The organism is Methylobacterium sp., assembly GCF_028290105.1.
GTDB lineage: Bacteria > Pseudomonadota > Alphaproteobacteria > Rhizobiales > Beijerinckiaceae > Methylobacterium.
Genome location: NZ_JAQGKL010000307.1, coordinates 1 through 2,963, shown reverse-complemented (window position 1 = coordinate 2,963; position 2,963 = coordinate 1). Strand labels below are relative to the sequence as shown.

Here is a 2,963-nt window from a genome sequence, read left to right as displayed (position 1 = left end):
TGGACCCAGCGTCGCGCGGAGGAGACGATGACCTCGGACGCGCCCGCCTCGCGGTGCACGTAGGAATCCTTGCCCGGATGATCCACGTCGAAGGCGTGGTGGGCGTGCTTGATCGTGGCGACGCGACGCCCGCGCGACACCAGTACGGGGATCAGCCGCGCCAGAAGCGTGGTCTTGCCCGCCCCGCTCCAGCCCGCGAGGCCGATGACCCTGGCCGGGTTCACGCGGCCTCTCCGGAATTGAAACCCGCCTCCGCGAGATCGCGGCGCGTCTCGGGCTCGCGCAGGACTTCGAGGAAAGCGGCGAGCGCCGGCCGATCGCGCTGGTCGCTGCGAAACGCGAAGTCGTAGCGCTCATCTGCCAGCGGAAGGAAACCGAGGCCGTAGGCCCGCGCCACCGTGCCGATGGCGACACCCCAATCCGCCCGGCCCTGCGCCACGGCGGCCGCGACGGCGTTGTGCGAGCGCGGCTGGTTGAAGAACCCGGGCGGGCGCGCGCCCTTCAGGAGACCATCCACCAGGGCGCGGGTGCCCGAACCGGTGTTGCGGTTGACCATCACGGCTTCGGAATCGGCGAGCGCCGCAGCGACGGTGTCGGCGATGCCTTTGCCATCGAAGCGCGGATCGCCGGGGCGGAAAACAAGACCCTGCAGGCGGCCCCAGCCGGATGCCAGTTCCATCCCGGGTGACAGGAAGGGTTGGTTGTACCTCCCCGTCTCGGGGTCGAGGAGGTGCATGGCGGCAAGGTCGCACTCCCCCCGTCCGAGGGCGGCGAGCCCGCCGGCGGACCCGACCCAGAGGGTGCGGGCCCGGTAGCCGCGCTCGGCGAGGCGGCCGACGACCCGGTCGAGCCCGACGCAGTGGCTGCCGATGATCGTGAGATCGGGCGGGCGCACGCCCGCTCCGAGGCGCGTGACGGAGACGGTCTCGCCAGCCTCCAGCCCGGAGCGGGCCGCCGGCACCGCGAAGAACCCATCGGCCTGGGAAAAGGCCGTGACCGAACCGCTGCCCTTGGCCAGCGGCAACGCGACGAGCCCGTCCTCGGTCTGCGCCAGGGATGCCATCACGAACTCGGTCCGGCCCTGCTCCGAGGCGACGCGCTGCGGGAGCGTCGCGCGCACGCTCGTCTCCTCGCGCGGCGGCAGGCCCGCGAGGGCGCGGATGAGCGGCACCACGACATCGTGGAAGGTGAACATCGCCGAGGTCGGAAAGCCCGGCAGCACCACGATGGGCTTGCCGTCGGCGACCGCGAGGCAGAGCGGTTTGCCGGGCTTCAGCGCGACCCCGTGCACGAGGATGCCGGGCGCGCCGAGACGCTCAAGAATGCGGTGCGAGACGTCGCCGGCCCCCTTGGAGGTGCCGCCCGAGAGGACGACGAGGTCGCTTGCCGCCATCGCTTCGCGCAGGGCGGCTTCGAGGGCGGTCGCATCGTCGCGCACGATGCCGAAGGGGAGCGCCTCGCCGCCGTTCTCGGCGACGGCGGCGGCCACGATCGGACCATTCGAATCGTAGATCGCACCCGGATGCAGGGCCTGCCCCGGGGCGAGGAGTTCGTCACCGGTGGACAGCACGGCGACCCGGGGCCGCCGCACCACCGCGACGGCACCGAGTCCGCAGGCGGCGAGCATGCCGATCTCGCGGGCGGTGATTGTGACGCCCTTGCGCAGGACCGTCTCGCCGGACGCCATGTCGGCGCCGGCATTACCGATGAACTGACCCGGCCGCGCGGCCTGCGTGATCGCGACCGACATCGCCGCCTCGTCGAACTCGGTCTGCTCCACCATGATCACGGCGTCGGCCCCGCGCGGGATCATTCCGCCCGTGGCGATCGGTGTCACGGTGCCGGGGCCGACCGTCAGGTTCGGGGCGACGCCGCAGGCCAGGATCTCGCGGTTCAGGCTGAGCGCGCGCGGGTTCGCTTCGGTAGCGCCCGCCGTGTCCGCCGCGCGGAGGGCAAAGCCGTCCACCAGGGCCCGGTCGAAGGGCGGCACGTCGATGGGCGAGGCCACATCCCGCGCGAGGACCCGGCCGAGGGAGTCCGCGAGGGTGACGGTCTCGGGCCCGAGGGCGACGTGCGGGACGGCGGCGCGGAAGCGCGCGATCGCCTCCTCGCGGCTGATCACGCTGAGAAACTGCTCCTGGCGCGAGGCCTGGGCCAAGCGCTCGACGAAGGTGGGTTCGGGTGCGCTCACAGGGGAAGTACCGCAACGGTCGCGCCCGCCGGATGCCCCTCCGCCTCCGGCGCCACCAGGATCGCCACGTCGGCCTCGATCAGGCTGCGCAGGGGAAGGTCGGCGCCGCCGAGGGGGAGAATTCCATCGGGCTCCCGGCGGGCGAAGACGATCTCGCTCAGTCCGATCGTCGAGGTGATCCTGCGCAGCAGCGTCGCCCGGTGCGGAACGCCCAACCGCCCGCCCGCGAGCGCGGCGAGGAGCGGGCGGCCGAGGGTCAGGAACGCGCTCAAGGCGGCATCCAGGTGCCCCGGCAGCATCAGGACGGGGCGTCCGTCGACCTCGCCGAACCCGGCGGTCCCGCCGGGCCTGAGACTGATGCCATGCACGAGGACGATGCCCGCGCGGGCGAGGCCGGCGGCACTCTGGTCGCCGCGCCCGAACCCGGTCCCGCCGAGCAGAAACGTGGCATCGCTGTCCGATGCCCGCAGCGCCGCCGCGATCGCCTCCGGGGTGTCAGGCACGCCGACCACCTTCGTCACGGTGGCGCCTTCCGCGGCGGCCAGCGTGGCGATGAAGGCGGAGAGGCTTTGGGTTTCGGAACATCCCGTCACGACGAGGCGCAGGCTTGGGATTCGGACCTGGACCGTGGACAGGCCGGCGACGTCCAGTGCGAGACGATGAAGCGGCGAGATCCGCGCACCGGCGGCGATCAGGCAGGCCCCGTGTGCGATCTCTTCGCCCGCCGCACGCACGCCGTCATGGGACGGCGCGTCCGCGACCACGGCCCTCC

At 72.8% G+C, this 2,963-nt stretch carries 3 protein-coding genes; all 3 read right to left on the bottom strand.

Translation table 11 applies throughout. From position 1 onward, the window contains the following. Window positions 1-224, bottom strand: a 224-nt coding sequence (gene mobB / locus JWQ05_RS20240) for a molybdopterin-guanine dinucleotide biosynthesis protein B (protein WP_299662549.1), incomplete at its 3' end; no start/stop codon positions are given. Continuing rightward, window positions 221-2,191, bottom strand: coding sequence for a molybdopterin biosynthesis protein (locus JWQ05_RS20235; protein ID WP_299662546.1), 1,971 nt, complete (start codon window positions 2,189-2,191; stop codon window positions 221-223). The genes JWQ05_RS20235 and mobB, both read right to left, overlap by 4 nt. Further along, on the bottom strand, window positions 2,188-2,963 hold a 776-nt coding region (locus JWQ05_RS20230), incomplete at its 5' end, for a molybdopterin-binding protein (RefSeq protein WP_299662543.1). The genes JWQ05_RS20235 and JWQ05_RS20230, both read right to left, overlap by 4 nt.